This is a genomic window from Achromobacter sp. RT286_PF (assembly GCF_059760425.1).
The window spans coordinates 149,372-166,365 of sequence record NZ_JCBAMR010000007.1; the positions used below are offsets into that span (position 1 = coordinate 149,372).

11 protein-coding genes are annotated in these 16,994 nt (G+C 65.2%); 2 read left to right on the forward strand and 9 right to left on the reverse strand.

Features of this window, described 5'->3' with window-relative positions:
- Positions 1 to 33 precede the first annotated feature (33 nt).
- Positions 34 to 411, forward strand: coding sequence for a glycine cleavage system protein GcvH (gene gcvH, locus AC6LJY_RS08880; RefSeq protein WP_046805102.1), 378 nt, complete (start codon positions 34 to 36; stop codon positions 409 to 411).
- A gap of 71 nt (positions 412 to 482) precedes the next feature.
- Complete coding sequence (gcvP, locus tag AC6LJY_RS08885; protein ID WP_498135768.1) at positions 483 to 3,356, forward strand: aminomethyl-transferring glycine dehydrogenase; 2,874 nt, start codon at positions 483 to 485, stop codon at positions 3,354 to 3,356.
- 91 nt (positions 3,357 to 3,447) lie between these two features.
- On the opposite strand, the gene AC6LJY_RS08890 is transcribed toward gcvP, so the two are convergent.
- From AC6LJY_RS08890 to AC6LJY_RS08930, 9 genes are all read right to left on the reverse strand, one after another.
- Positions 3,448 to 5,406 carry a DUF945 family protein gene (locus AC6LJY_RS08890; protein WP_498135769.1) on the reverse strand — a complete coding sequence of 653 codons (1,959 nt, stop codon included), beginning with the start codon at positions 5,404 to 5,406 and terminating at the stop codon, positions 3,448 to 3,450.
- 240 nt (positions 5,407 to 5,646) lie between these two features.
- Entirely contained in the window at positions 5,647 to 7,122 is a 1,476-nt protein-coding gene (locus AC6LJY_RS08895) for a M81 family metallopeptidase (RefSeq protein ID WP_498135770.1), read from the reverse strand.
- A 27-nt stretch (positions 7,123 to 7,149) separates the two neighbouring features.
- On the reverse strand, positions 7,150 to 8,559 hold the full coding sequence (locus AC6LJY_RS08900; protein WP_498135771.1) for an amidase: 1,410 nt from the start codon (positions 8,557 to 8,559) through the stop codon (positions 7,150 to 7,152).
- Between the two features lie 62 nt (positions 8,560 to 8,621).
- Complete coding sequence (locus tag AC6LJY_RS08905) at positions 8,622 to 10,319, reverse strand: ABC transporter ATP-binding protein (RefSeq protein WP_046805097.1); 1,698 nt, start codon at positions 10,317 to 10,319, stop codon at positions 8,622 to 8,624.
- Between the two features lie 5 nt (positions 10,320 to 10,324).
- Positions 10,325 to 11,230 carry an ABC transporter permease gene (locus tag AC6LJY_RS08910; protein ID WP_046805096.1) on the reverse strand — a complete coding sequence of 302 codons (906 nt, stop codon included), beginning with the start codon at positions 11,228 to 11,230 and terminating at the stop codon, positions 10,325 to 10,327.
- A 9-nt stretch (positions 11,231 to 11,239) separates the two neighbouring features.
- Positions 11,240 to 12,181 (reverse strand): ABC transporter permease, encoded by a 942-nt coding sequence (locus AC6LJY_RS08915; RefSeq protein WP_046805095.1) that lies wholly within the window; start codon positions 12,179 to 12,181, stop codon positions 11,240 to 11,242.
- A 27-nt stretch (positions 12,182 to 12,208) separates the two neighbouring features.
- Positions 12,209 to 13,774, reverse strand: a complete 1,566-nt coding sequence (locus AC6LJY_RS08920; RefSeq protein ID WP_120156992.1) for an ABC transporter substrate-binding protein — start codon at positions 13,772 to 13,774, stop codon at positions 12,209 to 12,211.
- An 81-nt stretch (positions 13,775 to 13,855) separates the two neighbouring features.
- A complete protein-coding gene (locus AC6LJY_RS08925) occupies positions 13,856 to 15,364 on the reverse strand; it encodes a M81 family metallopeptidase (protein ID WP_046805093.1) in 1,509 nt (502 codons plus the stop codon).
- A gap of 133 nt (positions 15,365 to 15,497) precedes the next feature.
- On the reverse strand, positions 15,498 to 16,991 hold the full coding sequence (locus AC6LJY_RS08930) for a CoA-acylating methylmalonate-semialdehyde dehydrogenase (RefSeq protein ID WP_046805092.1): 1,494 nt from the start codon (positions 16,989 to 16,991) through the stop codon (positions 15,498 to 15,500).
- Positions 16,992 to 16,994 lie beyond the last annotated feature (3 nt).

Here is a 16,994-nt window from a genome sequence, read left to right on the forward strand (position 1 = left end):
ATTCATCTACCCGTATTCCCTAGAGGATTTCCCATGAGCCTGCCCACCGATCGCAAGTACACCCAGTCCCACGAATGGGTCAAAGCTGAAGGCGACGTGTTCGTCGTCGGCATCACCGATACCGCCCAGGACCAATTGGGCGACCTGGTTTTCGTTGGCGACGTCAAGGTTGGCGCCAAGCTGAACGCGGGCGAAACCGCCGGCGTGGTTGAGTCGGTCAAGGCCGCCTCGGACATCTACGCACCCGTCAACGGTGAAATCGTCGCCTTCAACGACGAGCTGGAAAACAACCCCAGCCTGATCAACGAATCGGCCTTCACCACCTGGATCTTCAAGATCAAGCCGGTCAACGCGGCCGATGCCGACAAGCTGCTGGACGCCGCCGGCTACGAAGCCGTCGCCAACGGCTAAGAAGCCGGTTCGAGCCGGGCGCGCCGACCTCTTGGCGCGCCGGCCTGATGCACCACCACCCGAGAGTTCCCATGTCGCGCGCCCTAGACACCCATACCGACTTCATCCCCCGCCACATCGGCCCGTCCGACGCCGACCAGGCCGCCATGCTCCAAGTGATTGGCAGCGCCAGCCTGGACGCCCTGATCGACGAAGTCGTTCCCGCCAAGATCCGCAGCCAGGCCCCGCTGGCGCTGCCGCCCTCGCGCAGCGAAACCGACGTGCTGGCCGAACTGAAGCAGATCGCGGGCCGCAACAAGGTCTTTCGCAACTACATCGGCCAGGGTTACTACGGCACGCAGACGCCAAACGTCGTGCTGCGCAACATTCTTGAGAACCCCGCCTGGTACACGGCCTACACGCCGTATCAGCCGGAGATCTCGCAAGGGCGTCTTGAAGCCCTGCTGAACTACCAGACCATGGTCGCCGACCTGACCGGGCTGGACATCTCCAACGCCTCGCTGCTGGACGAAAGCACGGCCGCCGCCGAAGCCATGACGCTGGCCCGCCGTGGCGCCAAGTCGCAAAGCCCGGTGTTCTTCATTTCGCGCCACGTGCATCCGCAGACCATCGAAGTCGTGCGCACGCGCGCCGAAGGCCTGGGGCTGGAAATCACCGTGGGCGACGAAGCGCAGGGCCTGCCGGAATGCTTCGGCGTGCTGCTGCAATACCCGCACAGCACCGGCTCGGTGTCCGACTACCGCAAGCTGGCAGAAGCCGCCCACGCGCAAGGCGCCGTGGTTGCCTGCGCCACCGACCTGCTGGCGCTGGCCCTGTTGGCCGCCCCGGGCGAGTGGGGCGCGGACATCGCCATCGGATCGGCGCAACGCTTTGGCGTGCCGTTCGGTTTTGGCGGCCCGCACGCCGGCTTCATGGCCTGCAAGGATTCCTTCAAGCGCAACATGGCCGGCCGCCTGGTCGGCGTGTCGAAAGACGCACAAGGCAACCCGGCAATGCGCCTGGCGCTGCAAACGCGCGAACAGCACATCCGCCGCGAGAAGGCCACGTCCAACATTTGCACCGCGCAGGTGCTGCTGGCCGTGATGGCCGGCATGTACGCCGTGTGGCATGGCCCCGAAGGCATCCGCCGCATTGCCCAGCGCGTGCAGCGCAGCACCGCCATCTTGCGCGCTGAACTCATCAAGCTGGGCGTGAAGGTCGTGAACGACACGTTCTTCGACACGCTGCTGCTGGAAACGGGCGCGGCCACCCCGGCCATCGTGACGGCCGCCGAGTGCGAGCACATCAACCTGCGCCGCGTCGACGGCGCGCGCCTGGCCGTGTCGCTGGACGAAACCGTCACCGTCGCCGACCTGCAAGCGCTGGTCAACGTGTTTGCCGCCGGCCTGGAACGCGATGATGTCGAACTGGACATCGACGCGCTGGACGCGGCCGCCGCCGGCGGCATTCCCGCATCGGTCGCGCGCGAAAGCGCCATCCTCAAGCACCCCGTCTTCTCCAGTGTGCAATCCGAAACCGACATGCTGCGCTACCTGCGCAAGCTGGCCGACAAGGACCTGGCGCTGGACCGCACGATGATCCCGCTGGGTTCGTGCACCATGAAGCTGAACGCCACGGCCGAGATGATCCCCATCACCTGGCCCGAATTCGCGCTGATCCACCCGTTTGCCCCCGCCTCGCAAAGCCAGGGCTACAACGAACTGATCGACCGCCTGTCCGCCGCGCTGTGCGAAATCACCGGCTACGACAACATCAGCCTGCAACCGAACTCGGGCGCGCAGGGCGAATACGCCGGCCTGCTGGCCATTCGCGGCTACCACCAGGCCAACGGCCAACATCAGCGCAACGTCTGCCTGATCCCGGCCTCGGCCCACGGCACCAACCCCGCGTCGGCGCAGTTGGCCGGCATGGACGTGGTGGTGGTGGCGTCCGATTCCAACGGCAACGTCGATCTTTCCGACCTGCGCGCCAAGATCAAGCAGGTCGGCGACAAGCTGGCCGCGCTGATGATCACCTACCCGTCCACACACGGCGTGTTCGAGGAAGCCGTCACTGAAATTTGCGACATGGTCCACCAGGCCGGCGGCCAGGTGTACCTGGACGGCGCCAACATGAACGCCATGGTCGGCGTGGCCCAGCCGGGCAAGTTCGGCTCCGACGTATCGCACCTGAACCTGCACAAGACGTTCTGCATTCCGCACGGCGGCGGCGGCCCCGGCGTGGGTCCCGTAGCGGTGCGCGCGCACCTGGCGCCGTACCTGCCGGGCGTGGTGAACGAACAGGGCAAGCTGCCCGGCGAAGCCAAGGTCGGCCCGGTGTCGGCCGCGCCGTTCGGTTCGGCCGGCATCCTGCCGATTCCGTTCGTGTACATCGCGCTGATGGGTGCCGACGGCCTGCGCCGCGCCACCGAAGTGGCCATCCTGAACGCCAACTACATTGCCACCCGCCTGCGCGACCACTATCCGGTGCTGTACGCGGGCCGCAATGGCCGCGTGGCGCACGAGTGCATTCTGGACGTGCGCCCGTTGAAGGAAACCAGCGGCATCAGCGCCGAGGACATCGCCAAGCGCCTGATGGACTACGGTTTCCACGCGCCCACCATGAGCTTCCCGGTGGCCGGCACGCTGATGGTCGAGCCCACGGAATCCGAAGGTGTGGCCGAGCTTGACCGCTTCATCGACGCGATGATCTCCATCCGCGAGGAAATCGCCCAGGTCGAGCGCGGCGAACGCGATCGCGAGGACAACGTCCTGAAGAACGCGCCGCACACCGCGCAGATGCTGTTGGCCGAAGAATGGCTGCACGACTACCCGCGCCAGCAGGCCGCCTACCCGGTGGCGTCGCTGCGCGAGGCCAAGTACTGGCCGCCCGTGGCCCGTGTGGACAACGCCTACGGCGACCGCAACCTGGTCTGCGCGTGCTTGCCGATCGAAGCCTACGCGTAGGGCATTACGCGTAGCGGCGATAAAAAAGCCTCCATCTTGCGATGGAGGCTTTTTGTTGGGCGCTTGCCCGTATCGGTATCGGCCGTACGCCTTACTTGGCCGGCGCCGCCTGAGCCGCCTCGTTGAAGTCTTCGGCGATGCTGATGAACGTGTTCAACAGGATTTGCAGGTTGTCCTTGCCGATCCCGCCTTCCGCGTTCATGTCCATTTGCAGCACGGCCTGGTTCTTGTTGTCCAGGTAGGCGCGGGTCCAGCGGTATTCCTGGTTCCAGCTGTTGATGGTCTTCAGCGACATCGGCTTCTTGGTCTTGTACGTGGCCGTCATGACCAGGTCCAGGCACTTTTCAGTGAAGTCGTTGCACAGGAATTCCAGGCGCAGGTCGCTGGCGCCGGTGGTGCCCGGATCCAGGATCAGCACGGGGCCTTCGTCGCCATCCTGCTTGTTGGCGGTGATGCCCATGTCGTCCAGCAGGGCGCTGACGGTGTCCAGGCTGAAGTCCTGCATCACGCCGACGGCGGGCGTTGCGCCTTCGGCCGGCTCTTGTTCGCTCATGCCGGGCATGGACTCTTCTTCGTCGTCGCCCATGGAATTCATGCCGGCGGCGCCAAGCAGGCCGCTGAACAATTCGTCGGCGGGAATTTCCTTGCCGTTCAGGTTGCCCATGCCGTCCGCGAACGTGAACTTGCCAACGATGTTGTCGCCGTCGTTCTTGCCCACGTTGAACATTTCAGCCATGCCCGACATCTGGCGCACGGTCTGGTCGGCGTCCTCGGCGGCCTTCTCCGGGCTCAGCCCTTCTTTCTTGACGGCGTATTGCGCGACCAGGTCCTGCACCATCGGCTTGGAAATGATCAGCGTGGCGTCGATGCGCTTGATGGCCTTGGCGGCAATTTCCTGCGGCGTCAGGTTCTTGACGTCCGGCGGGTTGGCCAGGTCCAGCGTGAAGTTCAGCTTGCTTTCGCCCTTGCCGGTTTTCCAGCTGATCGGGTCGATGCTGAATGACGGGTTGCCCGCCAGCAGCTTGCCGGCGCTGTCCAGCATCGCCTGGAACTGCTCGTCCTTCAGGCCCTCGTCTTCGGTTTGCGCCATGTATTGACGCAGCAGCTGGTTGTACGTGTCCGACAGTTGCTTGACGGCCTGGCCGTCCAGCTTGGCCAGCTTGATCACGGCCTGGCCATTGCCCAGAGGCACGTCGTTGACGGTGATGTCGCCGGTTTGATAGGCGGCCTGCATGTTGATGGACTTGTCGTCCTCGGACAGCTTCACGCCGTAGCCGAAGTTATCCAGCGACAGCTTGACGTCGTCGCCCTTGCGGGTCACGTCGATGCGCTTGATCTTCAGGTCCGAATCGCCCATCGACACGCCGAACTTGCCCATGCGGCTGTTCACGTCCATCGTCAGGCCGGCGATCGACATGATGACGGGGTCGTTGCTCTTGGAGCCATCGATGGCCAGCTTGTCCATCACGCCATGCGCGACGACGCCTTGCAGCGTACGGTCGAAGCTGCCGGTGATGACCATGCCGCTGAAGTCGATCGAATTGCCTTGCAGCGCGGTCGACACGGGCGCGATCTTGGCCGTGGAGGTGGTCGTGCCGCTGTAGCTGACCATCGCGTCGCTGATCAGCGGCGAGATGTCTTTGGTCAGCGCGAACACTTCCTTCAGGTTGTCGGTCTTGGCGACTTCCGCGTGCACGAACGCCAGCTTGGGCGCAATCGCGCCACGCGACAGCGCGGTCTTGGGGAAGGGGCCGTGTTCGATGACGGCATCGAATTCGATCATGCCGGCGGGCATGGCGTCCGGGCTCTTGTCGTTCTTGACCAGCGACAGGCCATAACGGGCCTGGGTCGAGAACAGGCTGCGGTCGTACTTGAGCTGGTCGATGCGCAGGCCGAACAGCGGCGTCAGCTTGGCCAGCTTTTCGTTGGCTTCTGCCAGATGGCGTTGCGAGCTTTCCTCAATGCGTTTGCCGGTATACCACGTGGCGCCTATCCAGCTTCCCGCTCCCACTATGACCACGCCGAGGGTGATCGCTACGCTCTTTTTCATCGTTGTGCTTTTTTCGTTGATTATCGAGTTATATCCGGCAGACAGGGCATTGCGCCGTCGCGGCTGGTCTCCCAGGCGCGGCTGCCGGCATACACGTATTCATCGGCCTGTAAGGGCCCGCGCCGGAGTATACCGATGCGCTGTGACGCTCGACCGTGCGCCCAGTTACTGAAGATTTCAAAATGAAAGGCCGGCGCAGGGCGCCGGCCGTTTTGTCGACAACTTTGCGACCCGATTTCGTTACAGCGGGTCCAGCGGGTAGATCGGCCGGCGCACGTGCTTGAACTCAAGCTGGCTGTAGTCGGACGTGGTGACGCCCACGCCGGTGCATTCGATGACCTCGGTGGCCATGGCGGAAAAGCCCGCGCGCCAGTGCACCCGGCTTTTCAGCACCACATAGCGCTTTTGCAACGGGTCAACGCCAACGGACAACAGGCAGTTGATGTCGAAGGGTTCCTGGTGGCGCGACACCACCACGATTTCGACCCGGCCGGTGTCGATCACCACCGTCAGCCCGGTGTCGTTGCGCACGCCCCGGTACATCGGGCCCCGGCTCAGGTAGACGCCGTCGAACACCAGCTTGACGCGGCCTGTCACCTGCAACGGTTCGCTGGGTTCCTTGATGGCCGGCATGGCCAGCTTGCCGCCCAGCGTCAGGGTGATGGTCTTGCCCACGCCCGCGGCGGCGGCCTGTTCTGCTGCCTGGGGGTCGCAGATGGCGTAGAACACCACGTTGTCCAATTCCTGGCGCAGCACTTCGGCCAGCACGGCCGTGGTGTCCATGGTGCCGCCCGAGCCCGTGTTGTCGTAGTGGTCCAGCAGCACCACGGGGCCTTGCTCGATCTGCTTGGCGCGCGCGATGGTGGGCGCCAGCGGCTCGGGGTGGAACACCCAATCGGGGCGACCTGCCCAGGCGCGTTCCAGCAGCTCGTCGCGGTGCTTCTCGGCCTCTTGCAGGTTGCCGTCCGTACAGACGACGGCGCTCAGGCCCGCTTCGCGGATGTCCGCATGCGGAAACCCCACGAAGACGGACGCCGCCAGCACGCCGCCCGCTTCCAGTTCCTTGCAGCGTTCCTGCAAGGGGCCGTTGGGCGCGGCATGGGTGCCCTGGCACATGATGTGCGGCAGCATGGGCTTGTTGGCCCACGTCATGACGGGTTTGATCTCGCCCTTGAGCGTGCGCGCGATGACGTTGGCGGCGCGCACCCCGGCCGCGCGGATATCCACGTGCGGATACGTGTGAAAGCCGCTGATGACGGTGGCGTTGCGCACGATGTCGTCGTAGATATTGGCGTGCATGTCCAGCGTGACGGCCACCGGCGTGGTCGGGTCGATTTCCCGCAGGCGCCGTAGCAGGTCGCCCTCGGCGTCTTCCACGCCTTCGGCCACCATGGCGCCGTGCAGGTCCAGCAAGATGGCGTCAAAGCCGCCCAGCTTGACCTGGTCCAGCACCAGCTTGCACAGGCGTTCGTGGGTCTCGGCGCTGGTGGGGCCGCTGGGCCAGGACTCGGCCGCTACGGGCACGACCATTTCCGCGCCCTCGCGGCGCGCCACTTCGATATAGCCGCCCAGCCCGCTGTCGGTGTTCTCGTAGGCCTTGATGGCAAGATCGCCAGCCAGGATGTCGGGGCTGCCTCGGAAAAAACGTTCAAGCGGGGTCGGCACGGGCGAATAGGTATTCGTCTCGTGCTTGATCATTGCCAATAGCCAACGCATGGGAATTCCTGTGGTTGCTGTGGAAAGTCAGTTCGTCTTGGGCGGCTGCGGCCACGGGTGTTGCGCGGGACGCATTTGCTCCCACGCGCGCGCCACCCGCAACACGCCCAGGTCGTCAAAGCGCGCGCCGGCGATTTGCAGGCCAATGGGCAGCCCCGCCCGCGTATAGCCGCAATTGACCGAGGCGGCCGGCTGTTCACTCATGTTGAAGGGCAAGGTGAAGCCGATGTGGTGCATGGTCGTGGCCACTTCATTGGTGGGCGACGGCCACTCGGCGTTGTAGGCCACCACGGGCGCCACGGGCGACAGCACGTAGTCGAATGGCGCGCAGGCGGCCACGGTCTTGGCGCGCACGTTCAGCGTTTCGTAGTAGCTCTTGAAGACGGCTTCGCCGCTTTGGCCGCCGCCGCTTTCCGCCCACGTGCGAATGAACGGCAGGATCTTGGCGCGGCGTGCCTCGGGCAGCGCGGCCAGGTCGATGGCCGAACGCGTGCGCCAGAAACGGTCCACGCCATCCAGCATGTCGGGCGTCATCCAGGGCAGCATCGGCGTGACGATGGCGCCGGCGGCTTCGAAGGCCTGCGCGGCCGCCTGCACGGCGTCGCGCACTTCCGGGTCCAGCGGCAGGCCGCAGCCCGCGTCCATCAGCAGGCCGATACGCAGGCCCTTGACGTCTTGCGCCAGGTTAAGCCAGTCGAAGTCCTGGAAAGGCAAGCTCATGTGGTCGCGCGCGTCGGGCTGCGACAGCACGCCCATCATCAGCGCGGTATCGGTGATGGTGCGCGTCATGGGGCCGGCGCAGCGGCCCATGAAAGGCGGGTCGATGGGAATGCGGCCCAGGCTGGGCTTCAGCGTGGCGATGCCGCACCAGGCGGCCGGCAGGCGAACTGAACCGCCGATGTCGGTGCCGATATGCAGCGGGCCATAACCCGCCGCCGCCGCCGCGCCCGCGCCGGCGCTGGAACCGCCGGGGTTCTTGCTCAGGTCCCAGGGGTTGCGCGTCAGCTCGTGAAAGCTGGACAGCCCCGAGGACAGCATGCCGAAGTCCGGCATGGTGGTCTTGCCCAGCAGCACGGCGCCCGCTTCGCGCATGCGGGCGGCGGGCGGCGCGTCGGCGGCGGCCGGGGTCAGGTCGGTGGCGGCGGTGCCCAGCGGCACGGGCGTGCCGCGTGTAGCGATGTTTTCCTTGATGGTCGCGGGCACGCCATCCAGGCTGTAGCCGCCCGCTGATTGCGGCTGGCCCTTCATCCAGCGGGCTTCGGAGGCCCGCGCCATTGCCAGCGCGCCCTCGGGGTCCAGCGCGTAGGTGGCCTTCAGGTGCGGTTCCCAGCGCTGGATGTGGTCAAGCACCGAGCGCGTGACCTCAACGGGCGACAAGGTCTTGTCGCGATACGCTTGCAGCAGTTCCTGGGCGGACAATTCGTGCGGTAGTGACATCTGGGTTCCTGTGTTGCAAAGGAAGGCAATTCGGGTGTTCAGGGCATCAGCACATCAGCCCATCATGATGCGGCGGCGGCCGCTTGCGCCAAGGTCGTGGCGACGGGCTGGAAGTTGCGGAAGTCCCAGTCGCGCCCGGGTGCCGCGTCGATCAGCGCGCGGGTGTATTCGTGGCGCGGCTCGGTCAGCACGGTTTCGGCCGAACCGGTCTCGACCACCTTGCCGCGCTGCATGACCATGATGGTGTCGCAAATTTGCGCGGCCACGCGCAAATCGTGCGTGATGAACAGCACGCCCACGCCGGTGCGCTGGCGCACTTGCTCCAGCAGTTCAAGCACCTGCGCCTGCACCGACACGTCCAGCGCCGATACGGCTTCGTCGGCCACCAGGATCTCCGGGTCCATGACCAGCGCGCGCGCGATGCAGATGCGCTGGCGCTGTCCGCCCGAAAATTGGTGCGGGTAGCGTTGCATGGCGTCGGGGCTCAGGCCCACCACGGTCAGCGTTTCGCCGGCGCGCTTCAGCGCCTGATCGCGCGGCATGCCAAAGTTAAGCAGGCCTTCGATGATGGATTCGCCCACGGTGCGGCGCGGATTCAGCGACCGGTACGGGTCCTGGAACACGATCTGGATGCGGCGGCGCACCGGCCGCAGCGCCGAGCCCGACAACGTGCTCAAGTCTTCACCGCCCATCATCATGTGCCCGGCGGTGGGCTCGATCAGGCGCACGATGCAGCGCGCCACCGTGGACTTGCCCGACCCGGATTCGCCCACGATGCCCAGGATTTCGCCTTTGCGCAGCGTCAGGTTGACGTCGGTAGCGGCCACCACATGTTGCGCGGCGCGCCGCGAGAACATCGAGCTTTTGCCCGCGTAGGTGCGGCCCAGGCCCTTGACGTGCAACACGGGCTGGCCATCCGGCGCGTCGCGGCGGTTGGGCACCAGGCTGGGCACGGACGACACCAGGCGGCGCGTGTACGACTGCTTGGGTTCGGCCAGGATTTCGTTGCGCGTGCCGCTTTCGATCAGGTCGCCCCGGTTCATCACCACGATGCGATCCGAAATCTCGGCAACCACGCCAAAGTCGTGCGTGATGAACAGCACGGCCGTCTTGTGCTTGACCTGCAATTCCTTGATCAGCGCCAGGATCTGCTTTTGCGTGGTGACGTCCAGCGCGGTCGTGGGTTCGTCGGCGATCAGCAGCTTGGGTTCAAGGATCAGCGCCATCGCAATCACGATGCGCTGGCGCTGGCCGCCCGACAGCTGGTGCGGATACGCCTCGAAGATGCGTTCCACATCGGGCAGGTGTACCGACTGGAACATGTCCAGCACCTTGGCGCGGCGGTCGGCGGCGCTCATGCCCTTGCGGTGCAGGCGCAGCACTTCGTCAACCTGCTTGCCCACCGTATGCACGGGGTTCAGCGCGGTCATGGGTTCCTGGAACACCATGGCCATGCGGGTCGCGCGCATCTCGCGCAGGCGGCGTTGCGACGCGGTGGCGACGTCTTCACCTTCCACGCGAATGGAACCGGCGCTGATGGACAGGATGCCTTGCGGCAACAGGCCCATCACGGCCAGCGATGTGACCGATTTGCCCGAGCCGGATTCACCAACCACGCACACGGTTTCGCCAGCATGCACGTCCAGGCTCAGATTGCGCACGACGCGGTTGCCGGCGCCGGCCACTTCCACGGACAGGTTGCGAATGGCCAGGATGGCGGACGAGGTGTCGCCCGCGGGGGGAGTAGGAGAGTAGGTCATCGGCATCAGATCCTGCGCACCATTTTCGGGTCCAGCGCATCGCGCAGGGCGTCACCCAGGATGTTCACGCTAAGCACGGTCAGCGACAGAAGCAGGCCAGGAAAGAGAATCAGGCCGGGCAGCATGCGGAAATACATGCGGCCTTCGGACATGATGTTGCCCCACGACGCGATCTCGGGCGGGATGCCCGCGCCCAGGAAGCTGAGGATGGCCTCGGTCAGCATGGCGGAGGCGAACACGTAGGTGCCTTGCACCGTCAGCGGCGCGATGGTGCTGGGCACCATGTGGCGCCACAGCAGCAGCGGCAAGGGCGTGCCCAACGCCAGCGCGGCTTCCACATAGGGTTCGCCGCGCACCGTCAGGATCTGCCCGCGCACCAGCCGCACCACCCGGGGAATTTCCGGGATGGTGATGGCGACAAGCACGGTCGTGATACTGGCGCCGGTAACGGACACCAGGGCAATTGCCAGCAGGATGCCGGGAATGGCCATGATGGCGTCCATCGTGCGCATGATCAGCCCGTCCAGCGAACGGAACCAGCCAGCAATGACGCCGATGACCAGCCCGATGGCCACGCTGACGACGGCGGCGCCCAGGCCCGCGATCAGCGAGATGCGCGCGCCGTAGGCCACGCGCGACCAGACGTCGCGGCCAAAGGCGTCGGTGCCGAACAGGTAGTCGGTAAAGGGCTGCTTCAGGCGCGCGCCCGGGTTGATGAAGGTAGGGTCCACCGTGCCCAGCAGCGGCGCGAACACGGCAATGGCGACGATGGTAACCAGCACCACCAGCGCCAGCATGACCGGCCAGCTTTTCAGGCCCTGGCGCACTTGGCGCCAGGCGGTGACTTGAGGGTTGCCGCCTCCGGGGAGGTCGGCGGCCGCCTGCACGGCGGCATCGGTTGGCGTGTGCATGGCTCTTCCCTAGTAGCGGATGCGCGGGTCGAACACCGTGTAGGCGCAATCGACAACCAGATTGATGAACACGTAGACGAACGCGAAGAACAGCGTCAGCCCCTGGATGACGGGGTAGTCGCGCGCCAGCACGGCTTCCACCACCAACCGGCCCAGGCCGGGGATGTTGAACACCGATTCAGTCACGACCACGCCGCTGATCAACAGCGCGATGCCCAGGCCCACGACGGTGGCGATGGGCACGGCGGCGTTGCGCAGCGCATGGCCCAGCAGCACACCGGTTTCCCCCAGGCCCTTGGAGCGCGCCGTGCGGATGAAGTCTTCGCCCATGACCTCGATGACGCTGGTGCGCGTGATGCGCGCAATCAACGCCACATAGACCGTGGACAAGGCCAGTGACGGCAGGATGAGCCGGTGCAGATAGGGCCAGAAACCCTTGTCCAGCGGCGCATAGCCCTGCACGTTGAACCACCCCAGCTTGATGGCGAACAGCCAGATCAGCAGGTACCCCGTGACGAACACGGGCACTGAAAAGCCCAGCACCGAAAAGCCCATCACGGCCCGATCCAGCAGGCGGCCTTGCCGCCATGCCGCCAGGATGCCCAGCGGAATGGCAACCAGCAGCGTGAAGACCAGGGTCAGCACCGCCAGGCTCATGGACGGTTCCAGGCGTTGCGCGATCAGTTTGGTGACCGGCACGCCGGACATGAGCGAGGTGCCCAGATCGCCTTGCAGGAGCTTGCCGCCCCAGATGAAGAACTGTTTGATGACCGGTTGGTCCAGGCCCATCGTCTGCCGTATCTGGACGATACGCTCAGGCGTGGCGCCGTCGCCCGCCATGATGATGGCCGGGTCGCCCGGGCTGAAACGCAATATCGCGAAGACCACCACCGCGACCATCACCAGAACGGGGATGGTCGCGAGGAGCCGGCGTGAGACAAATGCCAGCATGTATTTCCCCCTGAACTGCTTGCCCCTTTAAGGAGCTTTCTTGACGTTCCAGAACGCAAAGACCGGTGCATGCACCAGGCCCGAGAGCTTGGTCGAATAGACGGTGGGCACGGACATCTGGCCCAGCGGCACGTACAGGCCTTCGTCGATGCCGATGCGCTGCAATTCGTCGGCGATTTTCTTTTGCTCGGCCGGGTCGGAAGTCAGCGCGAACTTGGTGCGCAGTTCTTCCACTTGCGGCATGTCGGGCCAGCCGAACCAGGCGTTGTCGCCGTTGGCGGCGGCGGGCGCGGAACGCACCGGGTCCATCACGTCGGTGGCGTACCAGTTGGTGTTGTGGATGTTCCAGCCGCCTTCAGCCGGTGCGGCCTTGGAGGCGCGGCGCGTGGCCACGCTTTGCCAGTCCATGGCAGCCAGGTTGACGTTGAAGCCGGCCTTGCGCAACGCCTGCGCCATCACCACCGGTTGCGCGGACAGGGTGCCCACGTCGGTGGCGTGCATGACCAGGATAGGCGTGTTGTCGTAGCCCGCTTCCTTCAGCAAGGCCTTGGCCTTTTCGATGTTCGAGGGCACCACGACTTCCTTGCCGATGTCGCTTTCCATCGGCGTGCCGCAGCCCCACAGCGACGCGCACGTCTTCCAGTACTTGGGATTGCCCACCAGCGCCTTCATCACGTCTTCCTGGCCGATGGCGTACATCGCGGCCTGGCGGATCTTCTTGTTGTTGAAGGGCGGGTACTTGAAGTTGAAGCGGTACATCGTGAAGTAGCCGACCGGGCTCAGGGACTCTTCCTTCAAGTCCTTGTTGCCTTCGATCATCGGCAACAGGTCATACGGGAACTGTTCGACGAAGTCGATTTCGCCGCCCAGCAGCGCGTTGGCGGTGGTCAGCGCATCGGGCATGACGTCCCATTCAACCTTGTCCACGTTCACGACCTTGCCGCCGGCCAGGCCGCTGGCCGGTTCCTTGCGCGGCACGTAGTCGGCGTTCTTGGCATACACCGTTTTCACGCCGGGCTTGAATTCGATCACCTTGAACGGACCGGAGCCGGTCATGTCGGTGATGGGCTGGCCGATGGCTTGTTCGGCGATGCGCTTGGGCATCATGAACGGCGCGGTGCCCGTCGGCTTGGACAGCGCGCGCAGCGCCAGGTCCGTGGGCTCTTTCATGACGATGCGGAAATTCTTGTCGTCAATGACTTCGATCTTGTCGGTGAACTTGAGCAGCGTGCGGCCCATGCCGTCGCCGGCGGCCCAGCGCTTGATCGAGGCCACGCAGTCTTCGGACGTGACGGGCTTGCCGTCGTGCCACTTCTGGCCGTCGCGCAAGGTCATCGTGTAGGTCTTGCCGTCCGGCGAGACTTCCCACTTCTCAAGCATTTGCGGCTGGATCTTGTTGTCGGCGTCGGTGGCCAGCAAGGTGTCGTAGATCATGTAGCCGTGCCACGTCGTGATGTACGCGGTGGTGGCGTGCGGGTCGGTCAAGCGCAACGGCGAGTGCATGACGGACTTGATGACGGTTTCGGCGTAAGCGCCGTGAGCCATCATCAACGTTGCACCGGCCAACGCGGCCGCTCGAACAAACTTGAGCATGGAGATTCCCCTTGAAGCGGTGTGAGCGGCACGGTTGGCCGCTACGTCGTTAACGCGCCACTCGATGGCGGCGTGGGAGGGTCAGGCGGTTGCGGGACGGCCCGAAAACACCGGTCCGCAAGGCGCCATTCTGATGCCGGGACGCAACCGTGTCCATGGTTGTTTTGCCGCATCCATCAGCATGGAGCCAGGGGCGGCGCACACCAGGATCGTTTGCGCGATGGATGTGAAATCCGCGCGGAAATGCGCGGAACTCTTCACCACCAGAATCGCGGCGCGCGTGGGTTCGACGCCCGCGAACCGGAACATTTCCTGGTCCGCCATCTGCACCTTGTTAGAGGCGACGATGATGCGCACGCCACCAATACGCAAGCAGGCGCTGGGCCCCAGATCCATGTGGAATCCGCGGTAGAAAGCGCCGTGCGTATCGAAGCGTCCATCTGAAGTTTTCTCGACGATGAACTCGGTGTCCAGCGGCTCGTCGTCGGGAATACCCGAGTGTCCACCTAGTGCAATCCGTACCTTGTTTCCGACGCCCGCGCGGTGCGCGGCAAGCGCGGCGGCGGGGTCAACGATCAGGCCGATGGCGGTGTCGCGCGCGTCATGGCGGATCAGCGCGCGCAGCACGCCGGTGGTGTCCGAGCTGCCGCCCGCGCCGGGGTTGTCTTGCGCGTCCGCGATCACGACCGGCTTGTCCGCATCGTGCGCGATTCGCATCGCTTCCTGCACGGCTTCGTCGGGCGTGTAGAGCTTGCCGCCAAAGTCGCGTTCGGCATTGAGCACGGCGCGCGCCATTTCGGCGGCGGCCGCGTCGGCCTCGGCTTGCGTGGTGCCGTAGGCCCATACGGTGGGCGCGCATTCCGGGAAGTCGGCAGCGGGGAATCCGGTGGCGAAAGACAGGCTGGTGGCGCCGCGCGCTTCGATCTCGCCCACCAGCGCATACAGGCTGCGCGACGGTTCGATGTCGGTCGATTGCCAGCACAGCGAAATCAGATAGGGCAGGGCGCGCAACGACGCATAGGGGCGCGGCACGCCGGCCAGCCGCTGGGACAGCAGCGCGGCGGCGCGTTGGCCGGTTTCAGCCATGTCGATGTGGGGATACGTGCGATAGCAGACCAGCGCGTCGGCATGGCGCACCATGGCGCGCGTGACGTTGGCGTGCAGGTCCAGGCTGGCCACCACGGGTACGTCGGGGCCGACCAGCTCGCGCACGCGCTTGAGCAGTTCGCCTTCGCCATCGTCCAGGTGTTCGGTGACCATGGCGCCATGCAGGTCCAGGTACACGCCATCCAGCGGCAGCGCGTCGGACAGCCCTTGCAAGATCAGTGCGCTGATGCGTTCGAACGCGTCTTTGGTGACCAGGCCGGACGGGCTGGCCGCGGCCCAGGTGGTGGGCACCAGCGTGTGCTGGCTCATGGCTTCGATGAAGCCTGCCACGGGAATGTTGGCGCCTGCCACGGCTTGGAACATTGCGGGGCCGCTGACCAGCTTGGGCCAGCCGCCGCCTTTCTCGGCAAAATCTTCCCACGTCGCGCGCGAAGGCGCGAACGTATTGGTTTCGTGCTGAAAGCCGCCTATACCGATGCGCATCGGGCATCCCCTTGTGTCATGTGATGTTGCTGTGTCGTGGTACTGGCCGGGCGCGGCCGAAGCCGCGCCCTTGCAAAGCCGGGTAATGCGTCCTTCTGGAAAACGGAGGGTTGAAGTCGTGAAGCGGGCGGGTTTATTTCGCCACGGGCATGGTGAATTCGGCGCCCTTGGCGATGCTGTCCGGCCAGCGCTGCATCACGCTCTTGTAGCGCGAGTAGAAGCGGATGCCTTCTTCGCCGTAGGCGTGGTGGTCGCCAAACAGCGAACGCTTCCAGCCGCCGAACGAATGCCAGGCCATCGGTACCGGAATCGGCACGTTGATGCCGACCATGCCGACCTTGATCTGGCGCGCGAACGCGCGGGCCACGCCGCCGTCGGACGTGAAGCACGCCACGCCGTTGCCGAACTCGTGCGCGTTGATCAGTTCAACGGCGCTGGCGAAGTCGGGCACGCGCACGATGCACAGCACCGGGCCGAAGATCTCTTCGCGATAGATGTTCATGGCGGGCTTGACGTTGTCGAACAGCGTGCCGCCCAGGAAGTAGCCCTTTTCGTTGCCGGGCACTGTCAGGCCACGGCCGTCCACGACCAGATCGGCGCCGGCCGCGATGCCGTCTTCGATGTAGCCCATGACCTTGTTGCGGTGCTGCGCCGTGACCAGCGGGCCCATTTCGGCGTCGGCGTTCATGCCGTCCTTGACGATCAGCGCCTTGACGCGCGGGGTCAGGCGTTCGACCACCTTGTCAGCCACATCGCCCACCGCCACGGCAACCGAGATTGCCATGCAGCGTTCGCCGGCCGAACCATACGCGGCGCCCATCAGCGCGTCGGTGACCTGGTCCAGGTCGGCGTCGGGCATGACGACCAGATGGTTCTTGGCGCCGCCCAGCGCCTGCACGCGCTTGCCGCGCTTGGTGCCTTCGGCGTAGATGTATTCGGCGATGGGGGTAGAGCCCACGAACGACAGCGCTTCAACGTCCGGGTGATTGATCAGCGCGTCCACGGCCAGCTTGTCGCCGTGCACCACGTTGAACACGCCGGGAGGCAGGCCGGCTTCGGTGAGCAGTTCGGCCAGGCGCAGGGACGCGGACGGGTCACGTTCGGAGGGCTTGAGCACGAAGGTGTTGCCGCAGGCGATGGCCACGGGGAACATCCAGCACGGCACCATCATCGGGAAGTTGAACGGCGTGATGCCGGCCACCACGCCCAGTGCCTGGCGCATGCTCCAGTTGTCGATGCCGCCGCCGATCTGGTCGGAATACTGGCCCTTGAGCAACTGCGGAATGCCGCAGGCGAATTCAACGATTTCGATGCCGCGCATGACTTCGCCCTTGGCATCCGAGAACACCTTGCCGTGTTCGCGGGTGATGAGCTCGGCCAGTTCGTCCTGGTGCTGATCCAGCAGCGCCTTGAAGTTGAACAGGATGCGGGCGCGCTTGAGCGCGGGGGTTTCGGACCAGGCCGGGAACGCGGCCTTGGCGGCCGCAACGGCCAGCGCCACGTCTTCGTTGGACGCCAGCGGAATGGACGAGCAGATTTCGCCGGTGGCGGGGTTGAAACCGTCGGCGTAGCGGCTGCTGCGGCCATCGAAATGCTGGCCGTTGATGAAATGGGGGATCTTCTTCATGGT

Excerpts from the sequence above, each read along its gene's own strand:
- AC6LJY_RS08900 (WP_498135771.1), bottom strand. The coding sequence starts at position 8,559 with ATGTCACTACCGCACGAATTGTCCGCCCAGGAACTGCTGCAAGCGTAT.
- AC6LJY_RS08895 (WP_498135770.1), bottom strand. The coding sequence starts at position 7,122 with ATGCGTTGGCTATTGGCAATGATCAAGCACGAGACGAATACCTATTCG.
- AC6LJY_RS08905 (WP_046805097.1), bottom strand. The coding sequence starts at position 10,319 with ATGACCTACTCTCCTACTCCCCCCGCGGGCGACACCTCGTCCGCCATC.
- gcvH (WP_046805102.1), top strand. The coding sequence starts at position 34 with ATGAGCCTGCCCACCGATCGCAAGTACACCCAGTCCCACGAATGGGTC.
- AC6LJY_RS08925 (WP_046805093.1), bottom strand. The coding sequence starts at position 15,364 with ATGCGCATCGGTATAGGCGGCTTTCAGCACGAAACCAATACGTTCGCG.
- AC6LJY_RS08930 (WP_046805092.1), bottom strand. The coding sequence starts at position 16,991 with ATGAAGAAGATCCCCCATTTCATCAACGGCCAGCATTTCGATGGCCGC.
- AC6LJY_RS08920 (WP_120156992.1), bottom strand. The coding sequence starts at position 13,774 with ATGCTCAAGTTTGTTCGAGCGGCCGCGTTGGCCGGTGCAACGTTGATG.
- gcvP (WP_498135768.1), top strand. The coding sequence starts at position 483 with ATGTCGCGCGCCCTAGACACCCATACCGACTTCATCCCCCGCCACATC.
- AC6LJY_RS08890 (WP_498135769.1), bottom strand. The coding sequence starts at position 5,406 with ATGAAAAAGAGCGTAGCGATCACCCTCGGCGTGGTCATAGTGGGAGCG.
- AC6LJY_RS08915 (WP_046805095.1), bottom strand. The coding sequence starts at position 12,181 with ATGCTGGCATTTGTCTCACGCCGGCTCCTCGCGACCATCCCCGTTCTG.
- AC6LJY_RS08910 (WP_046805096.1), bottom strand. The coding sequence starts at position 11,230 with ATGCACACGCCAACCGATGCCGCCGTGCAGGCGGCCGCCGACCTCCCC.